This is a genomic window from Luteibacter yeojuensis (assembly GCF_000964085.1).
Classification (GTDB): Bacteria; Pseudomonadota; Gammaproteobacteria; order Xanthomonadales; family Rhodanobacteraceae; genus Luteibacter; species Luteibacter yeojuensis_A.
The window spans coordinates 220,291-246,348 of the sequence record NZ_JZRB01000014.1; the positions used below are offsets into that span (position 1 = coordinate 220,291).

Consider the following 26,058-nt stretch of genomic DNA (forward strand, 5'->3'; position numbering starts at 1 on the left):
GCCGGGTTTCGGGCGCTTATTGCGCCGGCTTGGCCCGGGGGGCCTCCAGCGAGCGGTTGATGCGCAGGGCCAGCAGCGTGCAGACGACGCCCGAGAGCAGGTAGGCGCTGACCGCCACCAGGCCGAACCGCTGGGACAGGCCCAGCGCCACCAGCGGGGCGAAGGCCGCGCCGACCAGCCAGGCGAAGTCGGTGGTGAGGGCGGCGCCGGTGTAGCGGAAGCGCTTCTCGAAGTTGGCGGTGACCGTGCCGGCCGCCTGGCCGTACGAAAGGCCGAGCAGGGCGAAGCCCAGCACCAGGAAGGCATCCTGGGCGAAGCGGCCGCCGTTGAGCAGGAACGGGGTGGCGATGGCGAACAGGCCGATGAGGACGGCCATGGTGCCCAGCGTGTTGCGGCGGCCGATGCGGTCGGCGATGACGCCGGAGGCCACTGTGGCCAGGATGGCCACCAGGGCGCCAATAATCTGCACGATCAAGACGTTGTTGATGTCCTGCGAGCGCGAGATGGCGATCCAGCTGAGCGGGAACACCGTAACCAGGTGGAACAGGGCGTAGCTGGCCAGGGCCGCGAAGGCGCCGATAAAGAGGTTGTAACCCTGGGCGTGCACCATCTCGAGCGTGCCGATGGGCTCGAGCAGGGATTCCTCCAGGGCCTGGGTGTATTCCTCGGTGACGACCAGGCGCAGGCGGGCGAACAGCGCCACCACGTTGATGGCAAATGCCACGAAGAACGGGTAGCGCCAGCCCCAGTCGAGGAAATCCTCGCGGGAGAGCTGGGTGTTGAGGAACAGGAACAGCGAGCCGGCGATGAGGAAGCCAATGGGCGCGCCCAGCTGGCCCAGCATGGCGAACCAGCCGCGGCGGTTCTTCGGGGCGTTGAGGGCGAGCAGGGAGGGCAGGCCATCCCACGAGCCGCCCAGCGCAATGCCCTGCAAGAACCGCAGCAGGCCCAGGATCACGATGACCCCGTACCCACCGGATTTATTCACCGGCAGGAAGGCGATGCACACCGTGGCCGTGCCCAGCAGGAACAGCGAGGCCGTCAGCTTGGTGCTGCGGCCGAAATTCCGCTGAATGGCCATGAAGATGGTGGTGCCGAACGGGCGGGCGATGAAGGCGAACGAGAAGATGGTGAAGGCCAGCAGGATGCCGTCGAGCTGGTTCAGGAACGGGAAGAACACCGACGGGAAAACGAGGACGGAGGCGATGCCGTACGTGAAAAAGTCGAAGTATTCCGAGGCCCTGCCGATGACCACGCCCACGGCGATCTCATTGGGGGCCACGGGGGCGTGGCTGGCCTGGTGCTGCCGGCGGGCATCGTGTTCGGCGACGTCGGCGGCAGTGTGAGGGGCGTGTGAAATGCTCGACATCAACCAACTCCCTTCCTGTGCTTTGGGTACAGCATACGCCCGGCGCGGGCGTCTGGCTTGGATCCCATGGGACAAAGTGTCCTATGGTCTCAGCGTGAATTTCAGCGTATTTTTTCGAGTCCCCACGGTTGCTCCCACCATGCGAATGTCCATGAAGATGTTGCGCGGATTGCTGATCCCCGCCCTGGCCCTGCTTTTGTCAGGCTGCGACGCCGTCCTGTTCTCGCCATCCGGCGATATCGCCCGCCAGCAGCGGGACCTCATCTTCATCTCCGTGGTGCTGATGCTGATCATCATCGTCCCGGTCATCTTCCTCATCCTGCTGTTCGCATGGAAGTACCGGGCGGGCAGCAAGGCCGCGGAGCAGGATTACGACCCGGACTGGAACCACTCCACGGTGCTGGAGCTCATCGTCTGGTCGGCGCCCCTGCTGATCATCATCGCCCTGGGCGCCATCACCTGGACCAGCACCCACAAGCTGGACCCGTACCGCCCGCTCGACCAGGTCGCCCAGAACCGGCCGGTGGCCGAGGGCGTGAAGCCCCTGGTGGTCGAGGTCGTGGCGCTGGACTGGAAATGGCTGTTCCTCTATCCGGAGCAGGGCATTGCCACGGTCAACGAGATGGCCGCCCCGGTCGACCGCCCCATCGAGTTCCGCATCACCGCCTCGAACGTCATGAACGCGTTCTTCGTCCCCAGCCTGGCCGGCATGATCTACGCCATGCCGGGCATGGAGACCAAGCTCAACGCCGTGATGAACAAAACCGGCGATTTCGAGGGCATTAGCGCCAACTACAGCGGCGCGGGCTTCTCCGATATGCGCTTCCGCTTCCACAGCCTCAGCGAGGGTGATTTCGACGCGTGGGTGGCCAAGGCCAAGGCCGAAGGCACGGCCCTCAGCCGCGAGGATTACCTCAAGCTCGAGCAGCCCAGCGAGCGCGAGCCGGTGCACTACTACGGCAACGTGGCCGCGGGCCTGTATAACGCCATCCTCAACCGTTGCGTCGAGTCCAACCGCATGTGCGCCAACGACATGATGGCGCTGGACAAGGCGGGCGGGCAGGGCATCGTGGGCACCTACAACGTGACCTCGCTCGATGCCCCCACCCGTTCGCGCCTCGGCATCGCCGACGACGGCCGCCGCTACGTGGGTGCCCTGTGCGCCGCCCGCGGCGCCACCGGCGAAGCCATGACGCCCGCCGGCCGCCCGCTCTAAGCGGCCGCCCCCACCGATCCAAGCTTGCCGAGCCCGGTAATGAATACGCCCGATCTAGCCAAACTGATCTTCGGACGCCTCTCCCTCGAGGCCATCCCGTACCACGAGCCGATCCTCCTCGCGACCTTCGCGGGCGTGGCCATCGGTGGCATCGCCCTGCTGGCGATCATCACTAAGTACAAGCTGTGGGGCTACCTCTGGAAAGAGTGGTTCACCAGCATCGACCACAAGAAGATCGGCATCATGTACATGGTGCTCGGCATCGTCATGCTGCTGCGTGGCTTTGCCGACGCGCTCATGATGCGCGCCCAGCAGGCCATCGCCTTCAACGGCAACCCCGGCTTCCTGCCACCGCACCACTACGACCAGATCTTCACCGCCCACGGCGTGATCATGATCTTCTTCGTGGCCATGCCGCTGGTCACGGGCCTGATGAACTACGTGGTGCCGCTGCAGATCGGCGCGCGCGACGTGGCGTTCCCGTTCCTCAACAACTTCAGCTTCTGGATGACCGTGGCCGGTGGCCTGCTGGTCATGGCCTCGCTGTTCGTGGGTGAGTTCGCCCGTACCGGCTGGCTGGCGTACCCGCCGCTCTCGGGCCTGGCGCAGAGCCCCGACGTGGGTGTCGACTACTACATATGGTCGCTACAGGTGGCCGGCGTAGGCACCACCCTATCCGGCATCAACCTCATCGCCACCATCGTGAAGATGCGCGCGCCGGGCATGACCATGATGAAGATGCCCGTCTTCACCTGGACCTCGCTCTGCACCAACGTGCTCATCGTCGCCGCGTTCCCGGTGCTCACGGCCGTGCTGGTGCTGCTGGCGCTCGACCGTTACGCCGGCACCAACTTCTTCACGAACGACTTTGGCGGCAACGCCATGATGTACGTGAACCTGATCTGGATCTGGGGCCACCCCGAGGTGTACATCCTCGTGCTGCCGGTGTTCGGCGTCTTCTCCGAGGTCGTCTCCACCTTCAGCCAGAAGCGCCTGTTCGGCTACGCCTCCATGGTCTACGCCACGGTCGTCATCACCGTGCTGTCGTACCTGGTGTGGCTGCACCACTTCTTCACCATGGGCTCGGGTGCCAGCGTCAACTCGTTCTTCGGCATCACCACGATGATCATCTCGATCCCGACGGGTGCGAAGATCTTCAACTGGCTGTTCACCATGTACCGTGGCCGCATCCAGTTCGACGTGCCCATGCTGTGGACCGTGGGCTTCATGGTCACCTTCGTCATCGGTGGCATGACCGGCGTGATGCTCGCCGTGCCGCCGGCCGACTTCCTGCTGCACAACAGCCTGTTCCTCATCGCGCACTTCCATAACGTGATCATCGGCGGCGTGGTGTTTGGCCTGTTCGCCGGCATCAACTACTGGTTCCCGAAGGCCTTCGGCTTCCGCCTCGACCCGTTCTGGGGCAAGTGCAGCTTCTGGTTCTGGCTGGTGGGCTTCTATGTCGCCTTCATGCCGCTCTACGTGCTGGGCTTCATGGGCGTTACCCGCCGCATGAACCACTTCGAGGATCCGTCGCTGCAGATCTGGTTCCAGATCGCCGCGGTGGGCGCTGGCCTTATCGCCCTGGGCATCGGCTCGTTCCTGGTGCAGATCTACGTCAGCATCAAGAACAAGGACAAGCTGCGCGACGTCACGGGCGACCCGTGGCACGGCCGCACGCTCGAGTGGGCCACCTCGTCGCCCCCGCCGGAATACAACTTCGCGTTCACCCCGGTCATCCACGAAGCGGATGCCTGGTGGGACATGAAGGAGCGCAACGCCACCCGCCGCACCGAGGGCTACCTGCCGATCCACATGCCGAAGAACACGGCCGCCGGCGTCATCATCGCCGGGTTCGCCTTCGTGTTCGGCTTCGCGATGATCTGGCACATGTTCCTGGTCGCCGGCCTGGCCTTCCTGGGCCTGCTGGTCAGCGCCATCACGCACACCTTCAACTACAAGCGCGATTACTACATCCCCGCCGACGTGGTCGAACGTACCGAGACCGCCCGCACGGAAGAGCTTGCCGCCCATGTCTGATATGCATGCCAACCCGTCCGCGGCCATCGCGGAGAATGAAACGCCGCAGTTCTGGATGACGAAAGACCACCATCCGGAAAACGGAACCCTGCTGGGGTTCTGGATCTACCTGATGAGCGACTGCCTCATCTTCGCCTGCCTGTTCGCCTGCTATGGCGTGCTGGGGCGTAACTACGCGGGCGGCCCCTCGGGTGCCGACCTGTTCGAACTGCCGCTGGTGGCGCTCAACACCGCCATGCTGCTGCTGTCTTCCATCACCTATGGCTTCGCCGTGCTGGAGATGCAGAAGAACCGCCGCGGCACCATGATGGCGTGGCTCATCATCACCGGCATGTTCGGCGCCGCGTTCCTTGGCATCGAGCTGTACGAGTTCGCCCACCTCATCCACGAGGGCGCGGGCCCGCAGCGCAGCGCGTTCCTGTCGTCGTTCTTCACCCTGGTCGGCACCCACGGCCTGCACGTCACCTTCGGTATCGTGTGGCTCATCACGCTGCTGTTCCAGGTGGGCAAGCATGGCCTCACCGGTGCCAACAAGCGCCGCATCATGTGCCTGTCGATGTTCTGGCACTTCCTCGACGTGGTCTGGATCGGCGTCTTTACCTTCGTTTACCTGATGGGAGTGCTGCCGTGAGCGCGCACGCTGAATCGCACGATCACCACCACGACGACCACCACGACGACGAGGTGGTCAGCCACAGCACCATGGGTGGCTACCTGCTGGGCTTCTTCCTGGCCGTGGTGCTTACCGCCATTCCGTTCTGGCTGGTGATGGACAAGGTCATCCCCGATACGCGCACGCTGTCGGTGGTGCTGCTGGCCTTCGCCGCCATCCAGATCGTGGTCCACATGATCTACTTCCTGCACATGGATACGAAATCGCAGGGTGGCTGGAACATGCTGGCGCTGATCTTCACGCTGGTGCTTGTCGTCATTACGCTGTCGGGTTCCATCTGGGTCATGTTCCACATGAACGCCAACATGATGCCGGGCATGTCGCACGACATGAGCCAGCAGGTGAAGAACCTGCCTTGAGCACCGGGCAGGCCGATACCCACGAGACGCCGCGCCCTCCGCGCGGCGTCTTCGTTCTGGGGGTGCTCGCCGTGCTTGGCGCGGCCGTGTTCGCGGCCTTCGTGGCGCTGGGCACCTGGCAGGTGCACCGCCGCGCGTGGAAGCACGACCTCATCGCCCGCGTCGATGCACGGGTGCACGCGCCGCCGGTGGACGCGCCGGGCCGCGGCCAGTGGCCGCAGGTCACCCTCGAAAGCGACGAATACCGCAGCGTGAAGTTGGCGGGCGCCTTCCTGCCCGACAAGAGCGTGCGCGTGCGGGCCAGCACCGAGCTGGGCCTGGGTGCCTGGCTGATGACCCCGTTCCGTCGTGACAATGGCGAGGTGGTGCTCGTGAACCGCGGCTTCGTCACCCCCTCGTGGTGTGGCGGCAAGGCCACGTGCCCCACCGGGCCCACGGGCCACACCACGGTCACGGGGCTGCTGCGTATCAGCGAGCCGAAGGGTGCCTTCCTGCAGGACAACGAGCCGGCCACGGGCCGCTGGTTCTCCCGCGACGTGGCCGCCATCACGCAGGCCGGCGGCATCGACGGGGCCGCGCCGTATTTCGTCGACGCCGATGCGGCCTCGGCCCCTGGCCGCGGCGACGGCAGCGATGCGCCGGTGGGTGGCCTCACGGTGGTCTCGTTCCCGGATAACCACCTGCAGTACGCGCTGACCTGGTATGCCCTGGCCCTGCTTACCCTCGTCGGCGGGTGGGTGGTGTGGCGTGACGAGCGGCGCCGCCGCTAGCCCGGTTTCAAAATCCCGGGGCTGGCACGTCTAGGTTGCATGCCGTCCCGCATCACACCCAGCACGCCGCTCCATGACCTGCCCCTGGCCTGGCCCCGGGGCACCGCCGAACCCGGCGGCCTTGGCCTCATGGTGGCGCACTTCCGGCGCCGCGCCGCCCAGCGCGATCGCTTCCCGCTGACCGAAGGCCGGCTGCGCTACCTGTGGCGCACGCTACGCTCGCTGCCCCGGCATGCCGAGTGGCTGCGCCTGGTAGGGCGCTCGCGCGACATGCGCGCCGCCGCCGATGCCAACCCCGCGCTCTATGAGCGCTGGCAGGCCCATTACATCTCGCGCCGCCTCGACCTGGCGGCCCGCGCGCGGATCATCGAGGCGCACTACCGCTTCGTCACGCGCGAGTTTCCCGAGCGCCTCCGCCTGCGCCTGCTCAAGGGCCATGACGTACGCCTTGCCACGCTGCCCCTCGGCGATGGCCAGGTGGCGTACGTCCATGCCCGCGCGCCTGAGAGCACGCAGTGCGGAGAGCTCGGTCTTTTCCTCCTCAATGGCGACAAGGAAGTGGTGTCGTCCTGCGCGCTGACCTTCGCGGGCCCGGATGGGCTCATGCTCGGGGCCATGCGCGGCTCATGGGCGTACCTGGGTCGCGGCGAGATCGCCGCGTTCACCCGCGCCACGGGTGGGCTGCACCCGCGCGAGCTGCTGCTCGGCATCGTCCGCTCTTTGGCGACGTACTACGGCATCGCGCGGCTACGCGGCGTCTCCGCCAGCGAGCACCCGCTGGAGCGGAGGGAGGGCGTCACGCCCGCGGCGTACGACCGCTTCTGGCGCCGCCACGGTGGGGAGCCCGGGGCGGATGGCTGCTTCGAGGTACCCGTGCAGGGCAAGCCCACGGGCAAGCCGCACCGTGATGCGTTCCGCCGCGAGGCCTGCGAGGTGGTGCTGCGGGCGTTTCAGAAATCGTAGGAACCAGTGAGCAGCACCGTGTGGCCCTGGCGGATGGGCACGAACGTGTCGTCGAAGTTCACCGCGTAAAGCGTGCGCCGGAAGAGATTCTTCACGCCGAGCGTGACGCGCCAGTGGTCGCCATACCGCGTGACATTGGTTTCGACGCTGGCCTGGCCCGGGATGCCGAAGTACTCACCCTGCTCGCTGGTGCGGCCGTAGCTTTTGCTGCGCGCGATGACGCCGGCCGCGATACCCCACGGCAACGTGCCGCCGCCCAGGCGGTAGCTGCCCCACACCGCGGCCTGGTGTTTCGGCGTACCGGTGGGGCGCGTGTCGTCGTGGTTATGGATACGGGTTTCGGTGAGGCTGGCAAGCACGTCGAAGCCGGGCGCCACATTGCCCGTGAACTCGACTTCCAGGCCGCGATTGGTCTGGCCGGGGCCGGGTGTCGCGAAGAAGGGTGGCTCGGGCGAGACCAGGTCCACGCTGTGGTCGACGCGGATGCGGTACAGCGCGGCGGTAAGGCGCGCACGCTGGTCGAACAGGTCGAACTTGCCACCCAGTTCCACCTGGCGCGAGGTGACCGCGGGCAGGGGTTGGCCGTCCTTGCCGAGCAGGGGATCGGGCTGGAAACCCACCGCGGTATCGGCATACAGCGCGATATCGGGCGCCACCTTGTACACCACGCCCAGCTTCGGCACCCAGCGCGACTTGCGCTGGCGGCGCGGCATGCCATCGTCCCAGTGCGTATCGAGCTGGTAGGTGGTGCGGCGGATGGCGGCCAGCACGTTCCACTTCTCGCCGATGGCGACCTGGTCCTGCAGGTAAAGCCCGGCGTTGGTCTGCCACGAGCCACCAAGGTTCTGCACGGTGGTGACGGGCGCCACCAGCGCATTGAATTTCTCGGACATGCGCGCGCCCGTCGCCAGGTCGAACGATAGCGGGCGCGTGATGATCTGCGCACTGCGGTCGTTATCCATGGTGGTATCCATGCTTTGCTCGACGCTGCCGATGCCGCTGTCGCCGGCATGCGTGCGCGCCACGTCGAAGCCGAGCAGCACGGTGTGCGTCGTATCGCCGTGGCTGAACGAGGTGCGCAGGTCGTTCTGCCATGTCCAGTAGCTGCCCTTGTAGCGGAAGCTGCGCGCCACGGGCACGAGGAAGCCGCCGTAGTCGTCGCCCGGCGTGTACGACCAGTTGCGGCCATCGCTGTGCTGGCGCACGTACTGGCCCTGGCTGTGGAAGCTCCAGTCGTCGCCGATATCGTGGTCGAACTCGAACACGGCGCGCGTGGTGCGGTAGGTGGAGTAGTCGTCGGGCACGTCCGGCAGGTCGCGGTACGGCGATGCCGTGGAAAGCGACGCGCCCAGCAGCACGGTGTGTTCCGGACCGGGCACGCGGTTGTCGACGTACTCCAGGCCGCCCATGAAGCGGGTATCGTCGCCCTGCCACGCGAACGAGGGCGCGAGGTACGTGCCGCGGCCGTGGCCGTTGCCCTGCGGCGTGCGCTGGCCACCCTGGCCCGCGGCGACGAGCCGGTAGGTCCACGCGCCGTCGTTCGACGCGGTACCCGCCAAATCGACGCCGAGGCGCGCGCCATCGTACTCACCGGCCGACCATGTCAGCGTGCGGATGGTGTCGGCCTGCGGCCGTTTCATCACCACGTTGATCGCGCCGCCGAAATTATTGTTCTGCGAGGCATCGCCCAGGATGGCCTCGGGGCCGCGCAAAACCTCCACGCGCTCGATGCCGATGAGCGGTGGCAGGTCCTCCGTGCGCGCGATGCCGTTCGGCATGCCGTCGGTCATGCCGTTGCCGGCATCGAAGCCGCGGATGAGGAACAGCGGTGAGCCGCCGTAGCCATCCACGTACTGCACGCCTGCCACGTAGCGGGCGACATCGCCAATGCTCACCGCCTGCTGCGAGGCGATGACCTCGCGCGTGACCACGCTGATCGATTGCGGCACGTCGGTGAGATTGCTCTCCGTCCGCGTGGCCGTGCGCGTGGTATCGGCCTTGTAGCCGTCGTCGGAAAGGATGCCGCGCACATCCACGGTGGCCAGCGGCGTGACGCTGTGCGGATCGAACGCCGATAGCGGGTCGGCGGGCGCGGGCGTGGCGTTGCCGGCCTTTTGGCGCTGGCGCACCACCACCGTGTGCGCGTCGTAGGCTTCACGCTCGAGGTCGGTGCCTTCGAGTAGTTCGACCAGGGCATCGTCCGGCGTGAGCAAGCCGCTGGCGCCCGCGCTGCGCCAGCTGGCGACGGCGCCGGAGGCGGTTAGCACCTGCACGTTGGCCTGCTTGCCCCATGCCAGCAGGGCCGTGGCCATGGGCTGCGGCGCGATGGCGAATGGCAACGCGGAGCGATCGCCGACGGGCGACCCCTCGGCGGCGCTGGCCGGGCGCAGCGCCAGCATCAACGCGAGCGCGAGCGCGCCGGTGGTTACGCGCCGGCGCCCGCGAAGGGTGTGCTGCAAGACCTGCGGCCCCAAGGACTTCTAAGGGTCAGCGCGGTTTGGTACCCCGCGCCATGGATGTCTGCCGCGCCAGTTCAAGGTGGTCGGCATACGTATCCACCCGCACGGGGAAGACGCGCGGCAGGGCCGCCACCCAGCTGTCGATGGTATCGACCTGCACGGTGCCGGTAAATGTCAGGCGGGCCAGCGAGGGGTCGGTGAGCCGCACCGGGCGCGTGCCATAGCGGTTCACGTTCTCAAGCACGGACGAGAGCGGCTCGTTCACGAACTCCAGCCGCCGCTCGCGCCACGCCGTGGCCGTGGCGGCATCGACATCGAGGATCCGCATGGCCTTGGTCTCAGGGTCGAACGAGACTTCGCGCCCCGCGCCCAGTTCCACCGTCCCACCGTCGTTCGCATCGGCCGACGGCGAGACCCGCACGCGCCCCTCGGTCACGGCAACGGTGACGCGATCGCCCGTGCGGCGGACATTGAACGCCGTGCCCAGGTCGCGGATGCGCAGGGGGCCCGCGTTCACCACGAACGGCCGCTCGGCGTGGGCCACGCGGAAGAAGGCCTCGCCCGCATCCAGGTCGATCGCGCGGATATCGCTGCCGTAGCGTGTGGTGATCGAGGTGGCGCCGCCCAGTTCGATGCTGGAGCCATCGGGCAGGTCGATGTCGCGGTGCCCGGCGCGCTCGCTCGCGTACGCCTGGGGCGCGTCAGGACCATGCTTGAGCGCAACGTAGAGGCCACCACCCAGCACGGCCACGGCGGCGATGCCGGCGGCCAGGGCCATGGCAAGGCGCGGTGGGGCGCGGCGCGCCGGCGCCTGCGGCGGGGCGAAACGCGCCAGGAGGTCGGCGCGCTGGTCACCGCCCAGCGCGGCGGCTTCCTCGGCCAGCGCACAGGCACGGTCGAAGGCGGCGGCGTGGTTCGGGTCGGCCTCCAGCCATGCCGTCCACTGGGCCAGCGCCTGGTCGGGCAGGGCGGGGTCGCGCAGGCGTGCCCACCACTCGGCGGCGGCATGCTCGATACGGGTACCGGGGGAGAAGGTCGAAGCGTTCATCGGAGGGCCTCCGCACGGTCCCTGCGGTCACGGCAATGCGCCAGGGCGTTGCCGACGTGGTAACGCACCATGCGCTCGCTCAGGTTCATGTCTTTGGCGATGGCGGCGAAATCGCGGCCGTCGATGACGTGCATCACGAAGGCACGGCTGGTCTTGGGCGGCAGCTCGTCCAGCGCCTCGCGCATATCGCGCCACTGCTGCAGGGCGGCGGCGTGCTGCTCGGGGATGGGCGTGACGTGCCAGTCATCGTGGTCGGGGTCCACCGGGGCGTTGGTGCGGACATTGCGCATGCGCAGGCGGTCCACGGCCAGGTTCGCGGCGGCGCGGAACAGGAAGGCGCGCGGTGAGTCGATCTTCGTGGCCTCGTCCAGCGTCAGCAGCTTCAGGTACACCTCCTGGGCCACTTCCTGCGCATCGGCCAGGGTGCCAAGGCGCACGCGCAGGAACGCGACCAGGGCCGCGTTATGCTCGCGGAAGAGGGCGACGACCTGGTCGGCCCGCCGTCCGCGTGGCGCGCCAGTCGCCTCGGTTGGGTCCATCGTTCGGGGTACCGCGTTCATGGGGGTGTTCCGGGATATAGGGTCGCACGGTGCGGAACCAGCATGCGTACGGGCAGGGACGCATACCGGAATCCGCACCGGCGAAACCCCTAGACGTGCCAGCTGCGGAAAATTGAAACGCCGGGCCGGCCTGTTCAGAATTTTCTGGTCAAGGTCGGGGCCAAAGGTGCCGATAAGGGGCATCCCACCCCCGATGCAAGCGGACTGCGTCATCACCTGGTCCCGTAGCATCCATGACGCTGTTGTCCCGCTTCCGCATCGCCACCCGCCTGGCCGCCCTCGGCCTGCTCCTGCTAGCCGCCACCGTCATCGTGGGCGCGGAGGGCTGGCGCGGCCTGGCCCGCATGAACGATTTCCAGCGACAGGCGGCCCAGACCGCCCAGGCCTACGCCGCCGCCGCGGATACCGCCCGCGTGGCCCAGGTGGACTTCAAGCGGCAAGTGCAGGAATGGAAGGATCTGCTCTTGCGCGGCGCCGACCCGGCGGCCTTCGATAAGTACCGCGCCGGCTTCACGACGATGGCCGGCACCGTCGATGGCGACCTGGCCAGCCTGCGCAAACAGATGGCCGCGCTGGGCATGCCGGTGGCCGAGGTGGACGCCGCGACGACGACGCACGCCGACCTGCTCGTGAAGTACACGGGTGCCCTCGCGCAATACAAATCGACCGACGCGGCCAGCGCCCACGTGGTGGATGGCCTCGTGAAGGGCATCGACCGCCCCCCGACCGCGGCCATCGACAGCATCGTCGACCATGTCCGCCAGGCTGCCGCCACGTCGGCCCGCCAGCTGCAAGACGCCAGCACCGCCGTCTACCGCCAGGTGCTGGTGCTGCTGGCGAGCGTGGTGCTTGGCGCCGTGCTGCTGGGCATCGCCATCACCGTACTGCTCGCCCGCAGCATCACGCGGCCGATCGCGCATGCCGTGGGCGTGGCCGAAGCCGTCGCCGATGGCGATCTTTCGAGCGAAATCACAAGCACGAGCCGGGACGAGACCGGGCTGCTGCTGCAGGCGCTCGGCCGCATGAATACGCGCCTGCGCGACGTGGTCGCCACCATCCGCCAGGGCGCCGACGAGATCTCGCTGGCCACGGGTGAAATCGCCGAGGGCAACCTCGACCTGTCGTCGCGCACCAGCGAGCAGGCCGCCGCGCTGGAAGAAACCGCGTCATCGATGCAGGAATTCACCAGCAGCGTGCATGCGAACGCGGCCAGCGCCCGCGAAGCGCGCGTGGCCGCCGAGCAGTCGCTCGCCGGCGCGCGCGAGGGCGAAGGCGCGATGCGTGACGCCGTGGTGGCCATGGACCGCATCGCGGGTGTCGCCACGCGCATCACCGAAATCACTGAGACGATCGAGCGCATCGCCTCGCAGACGCATATCCTTGCGTTGAACGCGGCCGTGGAAGCGGCCCGGGCGGGCGAGGCCGGCCGCGGGTTCCACATCGTGGCGGGCGAGGTCCGGGTGCTGGCCTCGCACTCGAAGACGGCCGCCGGGCAGATCCGCGCGCTGGTGCAGGAATCGAGCGAGACCATCGCCGATGGCGCGCAGCGCATCGGTGCCGCGGGTGAGCGCATGGAAGGCCTGGCACGCGATGTCGACCGCGTGACCCACGCCGTCCGCGCCATCGCCACGCTGAGCGATACCCAGGCGACCGGCATCCTCCAGGTGAACGAGGCAGTGCGCCAGATCGACGAGGTGACGCAGAGCAACTCGGCGCTGGTCGAAGAGGCCGCCGCCGCGGCCGACGCCGTGAAATCCCGCGCCCGTGGCCTTGTCGATAGCGTGGCGTTCTTCCGCATGGAAGCGGCGTGAACGCTGTAAGCGCACTGTAAGAACCTGTAAAACGGCATCGGCTAGGATGCGGGGAACTCCCCGGCCGGCCGATGCATGCTTCCCACCGACGACCGAACCGCCTGGCGGCATTTCGCCTGGTTCATGCTCATTGCCCTGCTGGTGCTCGCCGCGGGCATCGGCCTGCGCGACCCGTGGCCACCCGATGAACCCCGCTTCGCCCTGGTGGCGAAGCAGATGCTGGCATCCGGCCAGTGGCTGTTCCCACACCGCGGCATGGAACTGTATTCCGACAAACCGCCGATGCTGATGTGGACGGAAGCCGCGTGGATGTGGCTCACCGGTGGCTGGCGTGGCGCGTTCCTGCTGACATCGCTGTTTTCGGGCCTCGGCACGCTGGCGCTCACCTGGTACCTCGGCCGCCGGCTGTGGGATGCGCGCGTGGGCCTCTATGCCGCGACCATCGTGCTGATGTCGATGCCGTTCATCGATGTCATCCGCCATGCGCAGATCGACCCGCTGAACCTGTTCTGGATCACGCTGGGCAACACCGGCATCCTGCTCCATTGCCTGCGCGGCCCGAACTGGCGGCTCTACTGGCTGGGCTGCTTCGCCGCGGGGCTGGGCGTCATCACCAAGGGCGTCGGCGTCATCGCTCTGCTCATGCTCATCCCCTACGCCGTCTACCGCGCCCGTGCATGGCCTGGCGTGCTGCAGACGCGCGGCGATGGCTGGCGCTGGGCGGGTGGCGCCCTGGCGTTCCTCGTGGGCATCGCGTTGTGGGTGGGCCCCATGCTCACCGCGGCCTACGGGCTACGCACCCCGGAATACCTTGCGTACGTCAACGACATCCTGTTCCGCCAGACAGCCCAGCGCTACGCCGATTCGTGGCAGCACCAAGAGGCGCCGTGGTTCTTCCTCGTGGTGATCCTGCGCGGCTGGCTGCCGACCTGGCTGCTCATCCCCGTCCTCGTGCCGCGCTGGCGCGAGGCCCTGCGCCTGCGCGAGCCGCGTGTGTGGATGCCGTTGGCGTGGTGCGTGCTGGTGCTGGTGTTCTTTTCCATCCCCAAGGGCAAGCGCGAGATCTACATCCTGCCGATGCTGCCCATGCTGGCGCTTGCCATGGCGCCCTACGTCGTCGACATGATGAAGACGCGCTGGCTGCCGAAGGTGGCGTTCTGGCTCACCGTGGCGTGTGGCATCGTGTTCACCGGCGCAGGCACTTGGGCCTACAAGGCCGCACCCAAGGCCGCGCGGCGCATCGCGGAAGGCTACGACCTCGCCGGCCACGGCGAGGCGTTATGGGTGTGGGTAATCGCCGTGGGCATCGGCTTCTTCGTGGCGGCGGCCGTATTCCGGCCACGCCGCGGCGTGGGCGCCCTGCTGTGCGGCATGGCCATCGGCTGGGTGGTGTGGCCGCTCGGCACCTACCCACTGCTCAACGCGAACCAGTCGACGCGCCAGGTGATGGCCGATGCCGACGCGGCCATCGGCCCCGACGGCCAGATGGCCCTCGTGGCATGGCGCGAAGAGAACCTGCTACAGGCGAAGCGGCCGGTGGTGGAGTTTGGCTTCGCCCGCGACGGCGCGGCCCAGCTGGCCGACGCGCGCGCGTGGCAGGCCGCCGACCCGGCCCACCGCTACATCTTCCTTAACGACGATGCGATGGATAGCTGCGTGGTGCCGGCGAAAGTGAAGGAGCTTGGCACGGCGAACCGCGTGCGCTTCGTGCTGCTGGCTGCGGATGCGTCGGTGCCGGGCTGTACTCCGGTGGGCACCGCACGCTGACGGGCTCGCCGGGCGCAAAGGCGGCGGTGGGGGATGGGAAATGGGGGCGGCACACCGGTAAACGCGCCCCCACTTCCCACCTCCCACCTCCCGCCCAATCATCGCCCCGGCGCCTCCGCCATCGTCCGCTTCAACATCCGCTCGTACTTCCGCTTCACCCGCGCGGCATTGTGCGAGCGGCTCATCGACTGGTGCGGGATGATGTTCTTCTCGCCGAAGCCATCGATCATCACCAGGCGCGGGCCGCCGCGCGAATCCTCGCCGTAGACGACATTCCACGCGTGCAGGTCGGCGGCGATGGTGTCGTGGTCGAGCAGGCGCTGGTAGAAGGCGGCCATTTCGGCACGGGTGTGCTCGGTGAAGCCTTCGGCCTTCACCCAGTCGTGCAGGGTGGGGGCCAGCTTGCCGTCGGGCGTGCGCACCTTCTCCACCACCTGGCCCAGGCCGATGTCGGTCATCTCCAGGCCCACGACGCGGGCGATGGGTGAGGTGGCGTAGTCGCCCACGTAGATGCTGGTGACGTACTCGCGGAACTCGCGCACGAAATCCTTGTACGGGCCGCAGCGCGCCAGCCGGCGGTACCAGGGTGCCTGGTTCCAGCGGGCCTCGATCGATGCGCTGGCGATCACCTTCACCAGCAGGGTTTCGTCGTCGGGGTGCTGGTACACCTCGCGGACGTGGCCAGTGGCGATGGGCGTGGCGTCGGCCAGTCTAAACATCGTGGATCCTCGTGGGGCGGCCGGAAAGGCTGCCGTAAGTTGCTTACAGTGCGCACAGTGTAAAGTGAGCGGCCTGTAACTTGCCCGTCACCGCGCGGCGGCCGTGCCGCGCCCAGCCCGGACCACCCTCGTGCGCAAGCTCATCTGGCGTTTCAGCGCCGCCGTACTCATCTTCCTGACCCTGTCCCGCCTCGGGTTGTCGGCCTGGCAATGGACGCGCGTCCACGATTCCGGTGGCCTGTGGCCCATCCTCCTCGGCGGCTGGCGCATCGACCTGTCGCTGTTGGCCATGGTCATCGCCGCGCCCGCGCTGCTGGCCCCCTGGCTGGGGCACCGTGCATGGCCCACGCGCCTCACCGCGTGGTGGCTGCGCCTGTGGTGGCTGCTCTACGTGCTGCTCGAGGTCTCGACGCCGCAGTTCCTCATCGAGTACGACACGCGGCCGAATCGCCTGTATTTCGAATACCTCACCAGCCCGCACGAAGTGCTGGCCATGCTGTGGAACGGCTACAAGCTCTCGGTGGGCGCGGGCCTGGTCGTGTTCGCCCTGCTGGGCTGGCTCGGTTTCAGGCTGCTGCCCACCCGCCGCCCCGATGCGCGCCCCGTGCGCGGCTGGCTGCGGCCCGTGGCCACCGTGCTCGTGTTCTGCGTCCTGTTCGTCGCCGGCCGCGGCACGCTGCAGCACCGCCCCATCAATGCGTCGCAGGTGGCCTTCACCAACGATGCGATGGTGAACACGCTGCCGCTGAACTCGCTCTACAACGTGCTCAACGCCGCCATGGCGCTGGGTAACGAGCGTTCGGCATCGGCCGTGTACGGCAAGATGCCCGACGGCGAGATGAACGACATCGTGCGCCAGGCCGCCGGCCTCGACGGCGCACCGCTCGATCCGGACTACCCCTCGCTGCACAAGCAGGTGGCCACCGGCCACGACGGCAAGCCGCTGAACCTCGTCATCATCCTCGAGGAAAGCCTCGGCGCGCAGTTCGTCGGCAGCCTGGGCGGCGCGGGCTACACGCCTGAACTCGACAAGCTCGCGAACGAGGGCTGGTGGCTGGAACGCACCTATGCCACGGGTACCCGCAGCGCACGCGGCCTCGAGGCCGTCACCACGGGGTTCATGCCGACGCCGGCTGAGGCCGTGCTGAAGCTGCCGCGCAGCCAGCGCGATTTCTTCACGCTGGGCGCCCTGCTCGATACGTTCGGTTACCACACCCGCTTCCTCTACGGCGGCGAAGCGCACTTCGACAACATGCGCTCGTTCTTCTTCGGCAATGGCTTCAACGAGGTGGTGGACCGCGCCAGCTTCAAGACGAAGCCCGGCTTCGTGGGCTCGTGGGGTGCATCCGACGAGGACATGTTCAACGAGCTGCACCAGCGCCTGCTCGACGATGGCGACAAGCCCACGCTCACGGTGGCGTTCTCGGTATCGAACCACACGCCGTGGGAATACCCGGCGGGCCGCATCAAGGCCGAGGGCGATCCGGCCAGCAACGCCAACGCGGTGCGTTACGCGGATTACGCCATCGGCCAGTTCTTTGCGCGGGCGAAGACCTCGCCTTACTGGGGCCACACCGTGTTCCTCATCGTGGCCGACCACGATGCGCGCGTGTTCGGCGCGAGCCTGGTGCCGGTGCGCCACTTCCACATCCCGGCCCTCATCCTTGGCGCGGGCGTGCCGGTGAAGAAGGACGACCACATCGTGAGCCAGGTCGACCTCGCGCCGACCCTGCTCTCGCTCATCGGCATCAGCAGCGAGCACCCGATGCTCGGCGCGGACCTCACCCAGCGCTACCCCGACCGCGCCATCATGCAGTACGGCGACAACTACGGTTACCTGAAGGGCGACACGCTGCTGGTGCTGCGCCCCAACCAGCCGCCCACGCAGTACCACTACACGGTCGATGGCGAGAAGCTCGACCCGCAGCCAGTCGACCCGCAGCTGGAAAAGGTGGGCCTTGCGCATGCGCTGTGGCCGAGCTGGGCTTACAGCCACCAGCGCTACCGTTTGCCGCAGAAGGCGGGCGACACCAAGCCTTGACGCCCATCCGGCCGCCGGGCCATACAATAGCCCGATGACCGACGCCCTCGCCCAAGCCCTGCGCCTGCTAGCCGACCACGGCGACGCCAGGCCATGGCTGGCGAAGGCGCGCGACGAGGGCTCGCTGATGGCGGCGGCATTGCTCGATGCCGTGGCGGGTGAGGACGAGCGGAACGCTTACGATGCCCCGCGCGCATTCGAGGTGTTCATTCGCGCAGGCGGCAATCCGCCGCTGTACACAGCGGTAAGCGCGGCGCTGGCACGGCTTTACGAGCAGCTGGGCGTGCGCTGCCTGCTCGATATCGGCGTCGGCGATGGCATGGCCCTGCTTCCCGCACTGGGGCAGACGCGACGCGCGCCGAACACCGTGGACGTGATCGAGCCCTCCGGCCTGCTCGACGCGTTGCGGCCTCGCCTGCCCGCAGGCAAGGCATGGCAGCTGACCTTGCAGGCGTTCCTCGCGCAGCTGGCGCCCGAGCGGCGTTGGGATCTCGCGCAAGCGACGTTTGCGCTGCAGTCCATCGCGCCGGGCGAGCGGCTTGCCGCGCTGAAGCGCCTGCGCCGGCATGTGACGCGGCTCGCCATCGTGGAATTCGACGTGCCCGCGTTCAAAAGCGCCGATGAGCGTTTCGCCTCGCTGGCACGACGCTACGAGCTGGCAGCACGCGGGTATGACGATGAAGCGGCCCTCGTGGCCGGCGGCTTCCTCGCACCGATGTTGCTGGGCCAGCTACGCGCCACCACGCCATCGAACTACGAGCAGCCCATCGCGGCGTGGCAGGACGAGCTGGTGCGCGCGGGCTATCGCGTCGCGGCCACCACGCATGTGCACGATTACAGCTGGGCACCGGCCTGGCTGATCGTCGCCAAAGCCTGAGCGTTCAGCCGATCGCCGGCAGGGCGCGCGCGACGGCGTCCGCCAGGGTCGCCTGCGAATAAGGTTTGGCGAGGCGCGGCAGGTCGAGTTGCACGCCGGCGGGCAGGTCCGCATAGCCCGTGGCCATGATCACTGGCAGGGCGGGCCATTGCTCGCGCAACTGCATCGCCAGCTGTGCACCTGTCATCTGCGGCATCGCATGGTCGGTCACCACGAGGTCGACGTGGGACGCGGCCAACAGGCGCAGGGCCTCCGCGCCCGAGCGGGCCGACAGCACCACGTAGCCGAGGTCCTCGAGCATCTCCTGCGTCGTGGCGCGCACAAGGTCGTCGTCGTCCACCGTCATGATGGTGAAGCGGCCTTCGGTGCCGCCACGCAGGGGCGGGGTAGGCGCTTCGACGCGCACCGCCGCGGGTGCTTCGGCCGTGGGCGCCATCGCGGGCAGCCAGATCTCGGCGGTGGTGCCTCGGTTGGGCTCACTGTGCAGCACGAGCGCACCGCCCAACTGCTCCGCCAGGCCATGCGCCATGGATAGGCCCAGCCCTGTGCCCTTGCCGACGCCCTTGGTGGTGAAGAACGGCTCTGTCGCACGCTTCAGCGTGTGCTCGTCCATGCCCGCACCGGTATCCGCAAGCGAGAGGCGCACGTAATGGCCGGGCGCAAGGCGCTCATCGCCTGCACCTACCCATGCTTCGCTCGTGCCGATGACGATGGTGCCGACGCCATCCATCGCATCGCGCGCGTTGACGGCGAGGTTCAGCAGCGCGGCTTCGAGCTGGTTGCCGTCGGCCTCGACGGCCGGGAGCCCGCTGGCGAAGTGGGTTTCCACCGTGACGGTGGGGCCGAGCGAGCGTTGCATCAGCTCGGTCATGCCATCGACGAGCGCGCGCAGGTCCACGCGCTCGTACTTCAGGTCCTGGCGGCGGGCGAAGGCCAGCATGCGGCGCGTCAGCGAGCTGCCGCGTTCGGCGCCGGCGCGGGCGTTGTCGACCAGGCGAAGCAGCAGGGGATCCTGCGGCATGCGCTCGCGCAGCAGCTCGAGGCTGCCCTGCACGGCCATGAGCAGGTTGTTGAAGTCGTGCGCGATGCCGCCCGTGAGGCTGCCCAATGCCTCCATCTTCTGCGCCTGGCGGATATGGGCCTGCGTGCGTTCCAGCGCGGCAGAGCGCTCGGCGACCTGCTGTTCCAGCTCCTCGCGGAAACGCCGTTCGCCTTCGCGCACATCCGCCTCCGCGCGCACGCGCGCGATATGCGCCCACGAGCGCTCGGTCACTTCGTCGAGCAGGGCCAGTTCGCGCAGGTGCCACTGGCGCGGCTGGCCGTCATGGATGGCCATGAGCGCGGTGAGCTTGCCGCGCTTGATCAGCGGGATGCATATCGTCGCGGTCACGCCGATGGCCTGGAAGGTGGCCGATTCGTCCGGCGGCAGTTCCCGCCGGTTGTCTTCGATGATGAGCGGCTTGCCGTCCCTGAGCCGGGAGACGGCGAGGTGGCCGAACGCCTTGAGGCTGTAGCGGCCCACGATGCTGCTATAGCCCGGTAGCCGCCAGTCGCCGCGGATGGTGAAGCCATCTTCGTCGTCATCCATGTCGGCGTAGGCACAGATGCCCACGCCAAGGTGCTCGCCCACCATGCGCGTGCTTGTCGACAGGATCTCGTCGGCGTCGGTGCTCTTCGCCGTTTGCTCGTTCAGTGCGTCGAGGAAGCGCAGGCGCGCCTCGTTCTCGCGCAGCGCCTGCTCGGCCGCCTTGCGGACGCTGATATCGCCTGCCGCGCCGAACCACTCGGTGATATCGCCATCCTCGTTCAGCACGGGCACCGCGCGCGAGATGACCCAACCGATGGAGCCGTCGATGCGCTTCACGCGGTGCTCGAGCTCGAACATGCCCTTGCTCGTCACCGCGTCGTCGATGGCTTCGCGCACGCGCGGTTGTTCGTCGGGTGGCACGTAGCCCGCCAGCCAGTCGGGCGAAGGCTCCGTCGTATCGGCGATGAAGCCGCGCCCGTCGAGCTGGATCATGCGCGACCACTGCGGGTTCATGCGGTACACGATGTCGGACGTGGAATTCACCAGCGCGCGGAAGCGGCTCTCGCTTTCACGCAGGCGTTCTTCGGCGCGCACCCGCTCGGTGGTCTCGACCACGATGGCGATGACGCCACCCGGCTTGCCGGTTTCGTCGAGCACCGGCGAATAATCAAGGTTCATCCACACCGGCTCGGGCTTGCCGCTGCGCTGCAAGGTGAGTCGCTGGTCGCGGTAGGCGAGCGTGCCACCGGCCAGGCCCACGCGCATCACGTTGTCGTTGAAGTCGGCGATCTCATCCCAGCCCTTGCGGACCTCGGAGCCGAGCAGCTGCGGATGGCGCCCGCCCGCGAACACGGAGTACGCATCGTTGTAGATCATGATGCCCTTCTCGCCCCACAGCAGGACGATGGGCACGGGGGAAAGCAGCAGCATGCCGGTGGCGGTGCGCAGGCTCTGCGGCCACGCCTCGAGCGGGCCCAGCCCGGTGGGGCCCCAGTCGAACGCGCGGATGAGCGCGCCCACCTCGCCACCGCCATCGAGCCATGACAGGTCCGCGTTCAGGTTGGGCTGGGTGCTGTCCGTCATCGGCTGGAGTGTAAACAGGATGGGTGTGATGACATCCGCAAGAGGCGGCGACTAGGGCGTGCGGGCGCGTGCTTCGTCCAGTTTCACGCAAAGCGTGCGGACGCTGGGCAGGATGGATGGCGAAGGCAGGGCGAGCGTGGGGGCATCGATGGCCACCACGTTGCCGTTTTTCGCCGCGGCCAGCCCGGCGCCCTGCTTCCATGCCGCCAGTGAGTCGCCTTCGCCGCCCGCCGTCATGATCACATCGGGCTGGCGGGCGATCACGGCCTCGCGGCCGACGGTGGGGGCGGCCTGCGTGAGGTCGTTGAACACGTTGTCGCCGCCGCAGAGGTCCAGGGCATCGGAAATCATCTGCGCACGGCCAACGGTCATCAGCGGGCGGTCCCATACCTGGAAGAACACCTTCAGGCGCCTCTTGCCGGCGAACGTGCCACGCAACCCATCCAGTGCCTTGCTGAATGCCGCGGCGTTGGCGTCGGCCATCGCTTCCGTCCCCGCCAGCTTGCCGAACGTGCGCGTGGCCGCCGGGATATCGGCAAGGCGGGTGGTCTCCGAGTAATAAATGGGGATGCCGAGGCGGGCCAGCTTCTCGACTTGCGCCGCTGGCGTGCCGCTTTTCCATACGAGGATGAGGTCGGGCTTCAACGCCACGATGCGCTCGAGGTCGAGCATGGTGGCGTCACCCACCACCGGCACCTGCTTCGCTGCGTCCGGGTGGTCGCTGAATCGCGAGGTGCCCACGACGTAGGCACCGGCACCCGCGGCGAAGAGCGTATCGGTGATGTTGGGCGCCAGGCTCACGATGCGGTGGGCTGGCGCGGGCAGCGTCACGTTGCGCCCCGCGTCATCTTTCACGGTGATGGCTGCGTGGGCCGCGCCGGTGGCGAGGAGGGCGAGCAGGGCGAGGCGGCGGATCATGGGCGTTTATCCGTGAGGCGCGCGGCGCGGAACACCACCTCGCCATCGATCGTGGTGCCGTGGATGGGGTGGTGGAATGCCGTGGTGAGGTGTTCGCTGGTCACCACATCGTGCTTCCTGCCCGCGAGCGCGCTGCCGTGGCCGTCCAGCAACACCGCGTGCGTCGCGTGCTGCATGGCGAGGTTGATATCGTGCACCGTGAACACAACCGAGCGGCCGGCGCCCGCTTCCGCCACCAGTTCGTGCAGCGTCTTCATCTGGTGGTGCAGGTCGAGCGATGACAAGGGCTCGTCAAGCAGCATCACGCCGACATCCTGGGCGAACAGCGCCGCGATGTTGACCCGCTGGCGCTCGCCGCCCGAGAGCGTGGTGATGTCGCGTTCCGCCAGTTCGTCGAGTTCGAACCGCGACAACGCGGCGCGCACGGTGCCGAGGTCTTCATCGCCCCATGCCCAGAAGGGCAGGTGCGGGTGGCGTGCCGCGGTGACCGCTTCCAGCACGGTGAGGCTGAAGGCATCCACGACCGCCTGCGGCAGAAAACCGCGATGGCGTGCAAGCTCCAGCGGCTTCCACGCGGCCAGGTCGCGGCCCTCCAGCAGCACGCGCCCACCATCAGTATCGCGCAGGCCGGCCAGGGTCCGCAGCAGCGTGGATTTGCCGGCGCCATTCGGGCCAAGCACGCACCATACCTGGCCGGGTTCGATGCGCAGGTCGAGCGCATCGACAAGCACGCGGTCGCGCACGGCGAGGCGCAGGCGCTCCGTGGCCAGCGTCGCGGTCATCGCCGTTTCACCAGCAGGAAGAGGAATGTCGGCACGCCGATGATCGCCATGACGGCGCCCACCGGCAGCTGGATGGGGTCGGCGACGATGCGCGAGATGGTATCGGCCACCACCACCAGCATGCCGCCGCACAGGGCGCTGGCGGGCATCAGCACGCGCTGGTCATTGCCAACGACGCGGCGCAACGCGTGGGGGACGACGAGGCCGACGAAGCCGACGGTGCCCGCGGTGGTCACCGCCACTGCCGTGGCGAGCGATGCGATGGCGAAGATCGCCGACTTCACGGCGTTGGGCCGGACGCCGAGCGCGCTGGCGGACTCTTCGCCGCGCGCAAGCAGGTTCAGCTGGCGGCCGAGGGGCGCGGCCACCACAAGTGCCGCCAGCATGGAAAGCAGCGGTGGCCACGGGCTGGCGACGCCGCTCAGGTCGCCCATCATCCAGAACAACATGCCACGCAGGTTACGGTCGGGTGCAAGCACCAGCATCATGCTGACGATGGCGCCAAAGCCGGAGGCGAGCATGACGCCGATGAGGATCAGGTCGGTGGCATCGTCGCGGTGAGCGGCTCGGCGCCGGGCGATGAGGTCGCGGTGGGCCAGCACGAACACGGCGACGCAGGCGAAAAGGGCACCCACGGCGGCGCCGGCGGCAGTGGCCACCGCGCCGGCCCCGGCGAGCATGGCACCCAGCGCACCCACGGCCGCGCCACCCGATAGCCCGAGCGTGTAAGGGTCGGCGAGGGGGTTGCGGACCAGGATCTGCATCAGGCAGCCGGAGAGGGCGAGCAGGCCGCCCACGCCATACGCCGCCAGCGCCCGGGGAATCCGCAATGCATGCACGATGGCGCGCATCGGGGTGTCGGCGGTCGAAACCAGCCCTTGCCATGAGGCGACGAACGTGGAACCGTCACCCCCCAGGAGCACGGAGGCGAGCACCACGCCGGTGGAAAGGGCCAGCAGCCCGGCACATAGCCGGAGGGCAGCCCCGAAGGTGGCCATGCGCGGAACCCGCGTTGTACCTGCGTTTCGCACCCGGCGACGCTCCCGGCAAACAGCTCGGCAGAATAAAGGAATTCGACCTGCGCTGGCGTTTGCTTGACGATATATATAATTAACATGCTATCGTTATTGGCATGACGCCCCTTGACCGGCTGCAGATGCAGCTCACCACCACCGCCATGGCTTCCAGCCGCCGCTTCCTGCGCATGCTCGACGTGCGCCTTGGCGACTTCGAAGTCACCTCCGCCACTCTCATCCCGATGCTGCTGGTGGGCCGGTCGGGCGGTGGCATCAACCAGGTGACGCTTGCCGGGCAGATCGGCGTGACCGGCCCCTCGCTCGTTCGCACGCTCGACAAGCTTGTCGAACTCGGCCTCGTCCGCCGCGAATGCGACCCGGCGGACCGGCGCGCGAAAACGCTATGGCTTACGCCCGCCGGTGAAGAACTCGCGCTACAACTCGAAGCCCGCATGGTGCAGATGCGCCGCGAGATCCTCGCCGAGGTCTCGGAAGACGATGTTCGCGCCGCGCTGCGCGTGCATCAGGCACTCAACGCCGCCATGGGCTTCGAGCTGCACGACGATACCTAGAACACCGCAAGATATTGTCGTATCGCTGCTTCGCATGAAGTGATAAAAACTGCCGCGGCAGCTATCACGAAGGGAGTCAGCGATGCGCGGTGTCATGCAGGTGGCGAAGGTGTTGGCCTTCGTGTTTCTTCTCGTGGCGGGTGGCGCGGCCAGCGCCGATGATGCACCCGCGCACGTGACCGACCAGCAGCTGTCGGATGCGAAATGCGCGATTGGCATGGAGAAATTCCTGCCAGGCGACTACTTCTACTGCCTGGGCGCGCAGAATTACGGCACCGAGCACACCGCAGCCGCGCAGCGCTTCTTCAAGGAAGCCGCGGGCTGGGCAAGCAAGCCCGCCCAGTACGTGCTGGGCATCATGGCGCTCAACGGCGACCACCAGCCCATGGACCGGCCGCTGGCCTACGCCTGGTTTACGCTGGCCGCGGAACGCGGCACCCCTCGTTTCACGGAACCGCGTGACGCACTGAAAGCGACGCTCACGGCCGATGAATCGAAGCGAGCCGATGCCTACCTCGCCGCCATGCGGGGCACGTATGCCGATGCGGTGGCCGCGCCGCGTGCCGAAACGCGCTATCGCGATGGCATGGCGAAGCTGAAGGATGCGGCGGGCACCAGCTACTGCATGGCGGGCTCGCAGGATGTCCGCGACCTGGCGGAAGGCCACGCGCCGTCGTCCTGCCCACCCACCAACCAGGTGGTGCAATTCGTCGACAAGCAGGCTAACAACGTATTCGAGGACTGGACGGGCCACGTCACCGTGGGGCCGCTGCAGGTCGCACCCGCGAAATAACCACCTGGCAGGCTGTCGAAATGACCCCCGCCCGTTCGACGTAGTGGGTAGAGGGCTATCCTCTGCTGACTCAACAAGGTGGAACACCATGGGTACCGTCAACCTGCACCGCGTCCTGCGCACCACGCCCGAGCGCCTGTTCAAGGCCTTCGTCGACCCCGATGCCCTGCCGAAGTGGCTGCCGCCGCACGGTTTTACCTGCAAGGTGCACCATCTCGACCCGCAGGTGGGCGGCACGTTCAAGATGTCGTTCACCAACTTCACCAGCGGTGACAGCCACGCGTTCGGTGGCAAGTACCTCGAGGTGGAACCTGGCGCGCGCCTTCGCTACATCGATGTGTTCGATGATCCGAACCTGCCGGGCGAGATGGTCACCACCATCGTCATCACCAAGCTCGCGCTCGGCGTCGACCTGAAGGTGACGCAGGAAGGCATCCCCGACGCGATCCCGGTGGAGATGTGTTACCTGGGTTGGCAGGAGTCGCTGCAGTTGCTGGCGTTGTTGGTAGAGCCGGAAATCACGGGCTAACTACGCGGCAAGCGGTGACATGGCGTGAGGATATTCGCAACCTCACGCCATGCTTGCATCGGCGTCTCGCGATGCGCATACTCCGCCCATCCCGCCCTTGGCAGTACGCCGTCCAAATCATCCAGGACTGGCCGAACCCTAGGGCTTTTTTTTGGTTCTTCGCGG

At 67.7% G+C, this 26,058-nt stretch carries 22 protein-coding genes; 13 read left to right on the plus strand and 9 right to left on the minus strand.

Annotated features, from left to right (window positions below):
* Positions 1 to 16 precede the first annotated feature (16 nt).
* Entirely contained in the window at positions 17 to 1,369 is a 1,353-nt protein-coding gene (locus VI08_RS07555) for an MFS transporter (protein WP_045828920.1), read from the minus strand.
* 151 nt (positions 1,370 to 1,520) lie between these two features.
* Here VI08_RS07555 and cyoA point away from each other — a divergent pair, with 151 nt between their 5' ends.
* The 6 genes from cyoA (at position 1,521) to VI08_RS07585 (ending at position 7,390) form a co-directional block, all read left to right on the plus strand.
* Entirely contained in the window at positions 1,521 to 2,585 is a 1,065-nt protein-coding gene (cyoA, locus tag VI08_RS07560) for a ubiquinol oxidase subunit II (protein WP_198148873.1), read from the plus strand.
* Between the two features lie 66 nt (positions 2,586 to 2,651).
* Positions 2,652 to 4,625 carry a cytochrome o ubiquinol oxidase subunit I gene (gene cyoB / locus VI08_RS07565; RefSeq protein WP_198148878.1) on the plus strand — a complete coding sequence of 658 codons (1,974 nt, stop codon included), beginning with the start codon at positions 2,652 to 2,654 and terminating at the stop codon, positions 4,623 to 4,625.
* Positions 4,626 to 4,680: 55 nt separating this feature from the next.
* The gene (gene cyoC / locus VI08_RS07570; protein WP_428992135.1) at positions 4,681 to 5,256 is read left to right on the plus strand and encodes a cytochrome o ubiquinol oxidase subunit III; all 576 of its coding nucleotides are present in this window, start codon (positions 4,681 to 4,683) and stop codon (positions 5,254 to 5,256) included.
* Positions 5,253 to 5,657: a cytochrome o ubiquinol oxidase subunit IV gene (gene cyoD, locus VI08_RS07575; protein WP_045828924.1), complete on the plus strand. Its 405-nt coding sequence runs from the start codon at positions 5,253 to 5,255 to the stop codon at positions 5,655 to 5,657. The genes cyoC and cyoD overlap by 4 nt, the downstream gene beginning before the upstream one ends.
* The gene (locus VI08_RS07580) at positions 5,654 to 6,427 is read left to right on the plus strand and encodes an SURF1 family protein (protein WP_084621357.1); all 774 of its coding nucleotides are present in this window, start codon (positions 5,654 to 5,656) and stop codon (positions 6,425 to 6,427) included. The genes cyoD and VI08_RS07580 overlap by 4 nt, the downstream gene beginning before the upstream one ends.
* Before the next feature lie 39 nt (positions 6,428 to 6,466).
* Positions 6,467 to 7,390 carry a DUF535 family protein gene (locus tag VI08_RS07585; RefSeq protein ID WP_052697759.1) on the plus strand — a complete coding sequence of 308 codons (924 nt, stop codon included), beginning with the start codon at positions 6,467 to 6,469 and terminating at the stop codon, positions 7,388 to 7,390.
* Here VI08_RS07585 and VI08_RS07590 read toward each other — a convergent pair.
* From VI08_RS07590 to VI08_RS07600, 3 genes are read right to left on the minus strand one after another with little or no spacing between them, the layout of a single operon-like run.
* Positions 7,378 to 9,849, minus strand: coding sequence for a TonB-dependent siderophore receptor (locus VI08_RS07590; RefSeq protein ID WP_157006451.1), 2,472 nt, complete (start codon positions 9,847 to 9,849; stop codon positions 7,378 to 7,380). The two genes, VI08_RS07585 and VI08_RS07590, sit on opposite strands and share 13 nt — an antisense overlap.
* Before the next feature lie 28 nt (positions 9,850 to 9,877).
* The gene (locus tag VI08_RS07595; protein ID WP_045828925.1) at positions 9,878 to 10,897 is read right to left on the minus strand and encodes a FecR family protein; all 1,020 of its coding nucleotides are present in this window, start codon (positions 10,895 to 10,897) and stop codon (positions 9,878 to 9,880) included.
* Positions 10,894 to 11,457, minus strand: coding sequence for an RNA polymerase sigma factor (locus VI08_RS07600; protein WP_084621358.1), 564 nt, complete (start codon positions 11,455 to 11,457; stop codon positions 10,894 to 10,896). Before VI08_RS07600 ends, VI08_RS07595 begins: the two co-directional genes overlap by 4 nt.
* Before the next feature lie 233 nt (positions 11,458 to 11,690).
* On the opposite strand from VI08_RS07600, the gene VI08_RS07605 reads away from it, so the two are divergent.
* The gene (locus VI08_RS07605) at positions 11,691 to 13,268 is read left to right on the plus strand and encodes a methyl-accepting chemotaxis protein (protein ID WP_045828927.1); all 1,578 of its coding nucleotides are present in this window, start codon (positions 11,691 to 11,693) and stop codon (positions 13,266 to 13,268) included.
* Positions 13,269 to 13,343: 75 nt separating this feature from the next.
* Positions 13,344 to 15,035 carry an ArnT family glycosyltransferase gene (locus tag VI08_RS07610; protein WP_045828928.1) on the plus strand — a complete coding sequence of 564 codons (1,692 nt, stop codon included), beginning with the start codon at positions 13,344 to 13,346 and terminating at the stop codon, positions 15,033 to 15,035.
* A 98-nt stretch (positions 15,036 to 15,133) separates the two neighbouring features.
* Here the strand turns inward: VI08_RS07610 and VI08_RS07615 are convergent, their stop codons facing one another.
* Positions 15,134 to 15,754 carry a YrbL family protein gene (locus VI08_RS07615; protein WP_045828929.1) on the minus strand — a complete coding sequence of 207 codons (621 nt, stop codon included), beginning with the start codon at positions 15,752 to 15,754 and terminating at the stop codon, positions 15,134 to 15,136.
* A gap of 130 nt (positions 15,755 to 15,884) precedes the next feature.
* On the opposite strand from VI08_RS07615, the gene VI08_RS07620 reads away from it, so the two are divergent.
* Positions 15,885 to 17,795: an LTA synthase family protein gene (locus VI08_RS07620; RefSeq protein ID WP_045828930.1), complete on the plus strand. Its 1,911-nt coding sequence runs from the start codon at positions 15,885 to 15,887 to the stop codon at positions 17,793 to 17,795.
* Positions 17,796 to 17,829: 34 nt separating this feature from the next.
* Positions 17,830 to 18,672: a class I SAM-dependent methyltransferase gene (locus tag VI08_RS07625; RefSeq protein ID WP_045828931.1), complete on the plus strand. Its 843-nt coding sequence runs from the start codon at positions 17,830 to 17,832 to the stop codon at positions 18,670 to 18,672.
* Positions 18,673 to 18,676: 4 nt separating this feature from the next.
* Here VI08_RS07625 and VI08_RS07630 read toward each other — a convergent pair whose 3' ends face one another.
* From VI08_RS07630 to VI08_RS07645, 4 genes are read right to left on the minus strand one after another with little or no spacing between them, the layout of a single operon-like run.
* Complete coding sequence (locus tag VI08_RS07630; RefSeq protein WP_045828932.1) at positions 18,677 to 21,283, minus strand: response regulator; 2,607 nt, start codon at positions 21,281 to 21,283, stop codon at positions 18,677 to 18,679.
* Between the two features lie 51 nt (positions 21,284 to 21,334).
* Complete coding sequence (locus VI08_RS07635) at positions 21,335 to 22,201, minus strand: cobalamin-binding protein (RefSeq protein WP_045828933.1); 867 nt, start codon at positions 22,199 to 22,201, stop codon at positions 21,335 to 21,337.
* Positions 22,198 to 22,983, minus strand: coding sequence for an ABC transporter ATP-binding protein (locus VI08_RS07640; RefSeq protein WP_045828934.1), 786 nt, complete (start codon positions 22,981 to 22,983; stop codon positions 22,198 to 22,200). The genes VI08_RS07635 and VI08_RS07640 overlap by 4 nt, the downstream gene beginning before the upstream one ends.
* The gene (locus VI08_RS07645; RefSeq protein WP_045828935.1) at positions 22,980 to 23,981 is read right to left on the minus strand and encodes a FecCD family ABC transporter permease; all 1,002 of its coding nucleotides are present in this window, start codon (positions 23,979 to 23,981) and stop codon (positions 22,980 to 22,982) included. The genes VI08_RS07640 and VI08_RS07645 overlap by 4 nt, the downstream gene beginning before the upstream one ends.
* Positions 23,982 to 24,115: 134 nt before the next feature.
* On the opposite strand from VI08_RS07645, the gene VI08_RS07650 reads away from it, so the two are divergent.
* The 3 genes from VI08_RS07650 (at position 24,116) to VI08_RS07660 (ending at position 25,893) form a co-directional block, all read left to right on the plus strand.
* On the plus strand, positions 24,116 to 24,571 hold the full coding sequence (locus VI08_RS07650) for a MarR family winged helix-turn-helix transcriptional regulator (protein WP_052697760.1): 456 nt from the start codon (positions 24,116 to 24,118) through the stop codon (positions 24,569 to 24,571).
* Between the two features lie 82 nt (positions 24,572 to 24,653).
* Positions 24,654 to 25,364, plus strand: coding sequence for an SEL1-like repeat protein (locus VI08_RS20795; protein ID WP_052697761.1), 711 nt, complete (start codon positions 24,654 to 24,656; stop codon positions 25,362 to 25,364).
* An 88-nt stretch (positions 25,365 to 25,452) separates the two neighbouring features.
* Positions 25,453 to 25,893, plus strand: coding sequence for an SRPBCC family protein (locus VI08_RS07660; RefSeq protein ID WP_045828936.1), 441 nt, complete (start codon positions 25,453 to 25,455; stop codon positions 25,891 to 25,893).
* The last annotated feature ends 165 nt before the right edge of the window (positions 25,894 to 26,058 follow it).